Genomic DNA, 5839 nt, shown 5'->3' with positions numbered 1-5839 from the left:
CACCATCAACACGATGGTGGACCAGCTCTCCTCGTTCGCCGCCGAGGTCACCCGCGTGGCCCGCGAAGTCGGCAGCGAGGGCCGCCTCGGCGGCCAGGCAGAGGTCGAGGGCGTCTCGGGCACGTGGAAGCGGCTGACGGAGAACGTCAACGAACTCGCCGGGAACCTGACCAGCCAGGTGCGGGCGATCGCGGAGGTGGCCAGCGCGGTCGCCGAGGGCGACCTGACCCGCTCGATCACCGTGGAAGCCTCCGGCGAGGTCGCCGAACTCAAGGACAACATCAACGCCATGGTCGGGTCCCTCAGGGAAACGACCCAGGCGAACCAGGAACAGGACTGGCTCAAGTCCAGCCTGGCGCACATCTCCGGCCTGATGCAGGGTCACCGCGACCTGTCGGTGGTGGCCGAGCTGGTCATGGAGGATCTCACCCCGCTGGTGTCGGCGCAGTACGGCGCGTTCTACCTGGCCGAAGACACCCCGGCCGGTACGGAGCTCAGGCTCGTGGGCTCCTACGGCCGGCCCGCCGGCGTCGACGGCCACGACCGGTTCACGCTGGGTGAGTCGCTGGTGGGCCAGGCGGCCCGCAGCCGCCGCGTCATCACCGCGGAGGGGGTGCCCGGCGAGTACATCGGCATCTCCAGCGGACTGGGCAAGGCCACTCCGGGCGGTCTGATCGTGCTTCCCATCGCGGTGGAGGACCAGGTGCTCGGCGTGATCGAACTGGCGTCCTTCACGCCCTTCACCTCCATCCACCGCGACTTCCTCGAGCGGCTCGCGGAAGCGCTCGGCGTGAACGTCAACACCATCCTCGCCAACGCCCGCACCGATGAACTGCTCGAGGAATCCCAGCGGCTGACCGGGGAACTCCAGGCCCGCTCCGAAGAACTGCAGGTGCAGCAGGAGGAACTGCAGCGCTCCAACGCGGAGTTGGAAGACAAGGCCAAGCTTCTGGCTTCGCAGAACCGCGACATCGAAGGCAAGAACCTGCAGATCGAGCAGGCCCGCCAGGAGCTGGAGGACCGCGCCCAGCAGCTGTCCTTGGCGTCGAAGTACAAGTCGGAGTTCCTGGCCAACATGAGCCACGAGCTGCGCACCCCGCTCAACAGCCTCCTCATCCTGGCCCAGCTGCTCGCCCAGAACCCCTCGCGCAACCTGACGCCCAAGCAGGTGGAGTACGCGGGCATCATCCACTCGGCCGGTTCCGACCTGCTCCAGCTGATCAACGACATCCTGGACCTGTCCAAGGTCGAGGCCGGGAAGATGGACATCAACCTCGAGCAGGTCCCGCTGCGCGGGCTGCTGGACTACATCGAGGTGACGTTCCGCCCGATGACCACCCAGAAGGGCCTGTCCTTCGCCATCGCCTCCGCCTCCCGGGTGCCCTCGGAGCTGGTCACCGACGATGCCCGGCTGCGGCAGGTGCTGCGCAACCTGATCTCGAACGCGATCAAGTTCACCGAGCGCGGGGGTATCGAGCTGTGCATAGAGCCGGCCGGCGAGGAGGAGGTACCCGCCGGTGTGCACCGGGACGGCCCGGTGGTGGCCTTCCGGGTCAAGGACACCGGGATCGGCATCGCCGCCCAGCACCTGGAGACGATCTTCGGCGCGTTCCAGCAGGCGGACGGGACCACCAGCCGCAAATACGGGGGCACCGGGCTGGGGCTGTCCATCAGCCGCGAGATCGCCCATCTCCTGGGCGGCGCTCTCACCGCCCAGAGCACGCCCGGCCGAGGCAGCACCTTCACGCTGTACCTGCCGGCCGCACGTGCCGACTTGCTCGACCAGACCACGGCCGACGAGCAGGGCATGCCGGTCCCCGGGGAGGTGACCAGTGCGCTGTCGGGGAACCGGGAGCTGTCCGCCCCCGCGGAACAGGCTCCGGGGCAGGCGCAGCCGCGTCGGCTGCTGGTGATCGAAGAGCGCCAGCGCGGCCTGCTGTCGCTGGTCGCCGAAAGCGCGGTCGGACTTGAGGGAAGCCCTGGAGCGTCCGATCACCATGGCCACGTCGAGGTGATCACGACGGTCGGAGCCCAGGAAGCTGCCGCCGCACTGGCGGCCGAGCCCTTCCACTGCGTCGTGCTGGAGCTGGACATGGCCGAGGGGCAGGCAGGGGCCTTCCTCGACGCGATGGACGGTGATGAGGCGCTGCGGCACGTGCCCGTGCTCGCGCACAGCAGCCGTCAGCTGGGCGCGGACCGGGAGCAGGCTCTTCGGGCTCGGGCGGCCGGCCGTCCGCTGGAGGTCCTGGGCAGCCTGGACGAACTGCGCGAGCGCATCGCCCTGCATCTGTCGGCCGAGCAGCCGGGAGACGTGGTGGCGCTGGTACGCGGCGAGGAGAGCCGGCAGCCCAGGCTCGACACCCTCGATGAGCAGTTGCAGGGCTGCACCGTGCTGGTCGTCGACGACGACGCCCGCAACCTCTACGCCATCACCGGGATCCTGGAACTGCACGGAATGCGTGTTCTGCATGCCGAGGACGGCCGTAAGGGGATCGAGTGCCTGAAGGCGCATCCCGAGATCGACCTGATCCTGATGGATGTGATGATGCCGGAGATGGACGGCTACGCCGCGACCGCCCAGATCCGGCAGATGCCCGAGTACGTGGACCTGCCGGTCATCGCGGTGACCGCGAAGGCCATGCCGGGAGACCGGGACAAGAGCCTTGCCTCCGGCGCCAGCGACTACGTCACCAAGCCCGTGGACGCCAACGATCTCGTGGCGTGCATCCGGCGCTGGCTCAAGGAGCAGTGAGCACCATGCTGGTCTCTCCCGTCTCCCGCCGCGCATCCGTGCCCGCCGGCCGTCGCCGCGCCGGCCGGCCGGCGGCACGGGCCTGGTCCTGCGAGGAGTCGTCGGCACGATGAACGCACCCGAGTATGCCGAGGACTCGGCGGAAGCCGCGTTCGCCGACGGCGCACGGCAGGAGCCACGTCCGCATGAGCGCGTGCCCGCCACCGCGGCTTCGTCGCAGGCCGCAGGCTTGGTCCCGGTCCGGCCGCAGCGGGCGGAGCCGGCGGGCGTGGAGGTGGAGCCGGCTGCGCAGGCAGCCGGCCAGGTCGTGGTGGGCCGCCTGGCCGCGACCGTGGCACGGCTGAACGAGGAAGTGCAGGCCGCCCGGGCCGCCGCCGATGGCCGCGCACTGATCGAACTGGCCAAGGGCATCTTGATCGAGCGGCTGCACTGCGGCCCCGTCCAGGCCGCCCGGCAACTCGCGGAGCTCGCCGAACAGTCCGGTGTGTCCGACCTCGAACTGGCCGCCGACATCATCAACCAGGCCGCCCGCGACCAGGTGGCCCAGATCGCGCTGGAATTCCTCCAGCTCAGCGGCAACAGCACCGGCAAAGACGACCAGGCGTCCCTGGCCGTACGGCTGCGGGCCGCGGAGAGCGGCGCCCTGGCCGCCGGCGACACCCAGGCCGTCGCCGAGTCCCTGCTGCAGCACGCTCTGACCCCGCTGGGCGCCGCGGCCGTCGCCGTATGGAGCGCGAGCCCGGACGGCTCGCTCACCCTGCGCGGCCACGCCGGGTTCAGCGACGACGAAGCCGAACGCTGGCGCCATGTGCCGCCCGGCGTCGCCACCGTGGCCCGGCGCGCCCTGACCGACCGCCGCCTCGTGCACATCGCCTCCATGAGCGGGCACGTGCCCTCCATCGGCTACCTCGACTTCCCGGACGGCGGCCGCATCGCCCTGTGCGCGGGTACCGGCGGCCGCATCAGCGGAGTGCTGGAGATCTGCTGGCCCCTGCCGCTCACCGAGCAACCCCCCGCCATACACCGCCAGCTCGAGGCGCTGGCCGACCTGTGCGCCCACACCCTCGAGACCCGCCCCACCGGCGACAGCCACCCGCCGGGCGCCTCCGCACCCGACGAGTCCGCCACCGAACTCATCCACCTCGCCGACGGGCTGCACGATCCAGCCTTGGTCCTGACCCCCCGTCTGGACACCGAGGGCCGGCTCGCAGACTTCCGCATCCACCACACCAACAGTCACTTCCAGGACCCCGCCGGCCGGCCGCGCAGCGCTCTCACCGGCGCACTGCTGCTGCAGATCTACCCCTTGGCCGTCGGCTCGAGCGACCTCTTCGGACAGCTGGAGAGGGTCTACGCCACCGGGGAACCCTTCAGGGCCCGGCGCATGACGCTGCCCACCCTCATCGACCAGGTCTCCCTGAGCACGGTCGCCGACATCAGCGTCAGCCGTCACGGCGACAGCCTGCTGATGATCTGGCGCATCGAGGACGAAACCGCCCGCCTGGCCAGCATCCTGCAGCACGCACAACGCCTCGGCCGGATCGGCGGTTTCGAGGAAGACCTGCTCACCGGTGACATCACCTGGAACGGTGAGCTGTTCGCCCTCTACGGGCGGCCGCCCTCCGCCGGACCGCTGTCCCTGCACGAGCTGGCCGCCCACGCCCACCCGGACGACGGCGTCGCCATCGGCCGCTTCCTGCGCGCTGTTGTGCACCACGGCCGCTCCGCCAGCGTCGCCTTCCGGCTGCAGCGATCCGACGGCGTCACCCGGCACATCAGGGTCGTGGCCGAACCCGTCACCTCCTCCGACGGCCGGCTTGCCGTCCTTCGAGGCGCCTACCAGGACATATCCTCCCAGCACTGGACGGAAGTGGCCCTGGCCGCCACGCGCGACCAGCTCGCCCACACCGAGCAGGAATCCGCCGAACGCAACCGCCTCGCCCTTCAGCTGCAGCACGCCATCATGCCCCCCGCCCACGGCCCGCTGGAGGTGTCCGGCCTCGAGGTCGCCGTGCGCTACCGGCCCGCCGAATCCGAAGCCATGGTCGGCGGCGACTGGTACGACGCCCTCGTCCTGCCCACCGGCCAAGTCCTGCTGAGCGTGGGCGACGTCGCCGGGCACGGCATCAAAGCCGCCACCGGCATGGTCGTCCTGCGCAACGCACTGCGCGGCCTGGCCATGACCGGCGCGGGCCCCGCCCAGCTGATGTCCTGGCTCAACAACGTCGTCCACCACCTCACCGACCACCTCACCGCGACCGCGGTGTGCGCGCTGTACGACCCGGCCACCCGCGTCATGCGCTGGGCCAGAGCCGGCCACCTCCCCCCGGTCCTCGTCCGCGGCGCCCAGGCGGACACCCTGCCCCTGACCGGGGGCCTCCTGCTCGGCGCCCTGGCAGACGCGGCCTACGGCGAAGACCAGACCCAACTACAGCCCGGTGACACACTGCTCATGTACACCGACGGCCTGGTCGAGCGCCGCGACACCGCCGTGGAGGACTCCCTGACCCATCTGCTGCGTACCGCCGAGACCCCCGCCGGCGCCCTGGGGCAGCGCCTCGACCGGCTGCTCACCTACAGCAAGTCGGACACGGACGACGACACCTGCCTCATCGGCATCCAGATCCCCGCGAAGACACCGGAATGATCAGCAGAAGGCAGCGGGCGCCGCAGTAGTACCGTCGGGCAAGCGGGGCCCCCGACGGCCCGCTGCAGCACATCGCCCGCCTGGCCGCCGGGCAGCCATCGGTTCCGGTCAGACGGGTGCCGGCCGGGATCGGTCGCCCGTGGGTTCGAGGCGGACGACGATGCCCTTCGACGTGGGCTGGTTGCTTATGTCGGCGACGCTGTCGAGCGGCACGAGGACGTTCGTCTCCGGGTAGTAGGCGGCGGCCGAACCCTTGGCCGCCGGGTAGGACACGACCTCGAAGTTCTTGGCCCGGCGCTCGGTGCCGTCCTCCCAGACGCTCACCAGGTCCACGCGATCACCCTGGGCGAGGCCGAGTTCGGAGAGGTCGGCCGGGTTGACGAGGATCACGTGGCGGCTGCCGTGGATGCCGCGGTAGCGGTCGTTGTTGGTGTACGGGA

At 70.7% G+C, this 5839-nt stretch carries 3 protein-coding genes; 2 read left to right on the top strand and 1 reads right to left on the bottom strand.

Annotated features, from left to right (window positions below; translation table 11 throughout):
• Together GT030_RS06455 and GT030_RS06450 are read left to right on the top strand one after the other, a co-directional pair.
• A partial coding sequence (locus tag GT030_RS06455) for a response regulator (protein WP_161200246.1) occupies window positions 1-2752 on the top strand: 2752 nt, incomplete at its 5' end.
• A gap of 109 nt (window positions 2753-2861) precedes the next feature.
• Window positions 2862-5399: a SpoIIE family protein phosphatase gene (locus GT030_RS06450; RefSeq protein WP_161200245.1), complete on the top strand. Its 2538-nt coding sequence runs from the start codon at window positions 2862-2864 to the stop codon at window positions 5397-5399.
• A gap of 108 nt (window positions 5400-5507) precedes the next feature.
• Here GT030_RS06450 and GT030_RS06445 read toward each other — a convergent pair.
• Window positions 5508-5839 (bottom strand): molybdopterin dinucleotide binding domain-containing protein (locus GT030_RS06445; protein ID WP_272920663.1); only part of this gene is annotated, 332 nt, incomplete at its 5' end.

Source organism: Streptomyces sp. SID1328 (genome assembly GCF_009865595.1).
Classification (GTDB): domain Bacteria; phylum Actinomycetota; class Actinomycetes; order Streptomycetales; family Streptomycetaceae; genus Streptomyces; species Streptomyces griseoluteus.
The sequence above is the reverse complement of the archived record's forward strand: the minus strand, read 5'-3'. Positions and strand labels throughout refer to the sequence as shown.

What these genes read in the sequence shown, in the direction of transcription:
- GT030_RS06450 (WP_161200245.1), top strand. Translation starts at nt 2,862, where the DNA reads ATGAACGCACCCGAGTATGCCGAGGACTCGGCGGAAGCCGCGTTCGCC.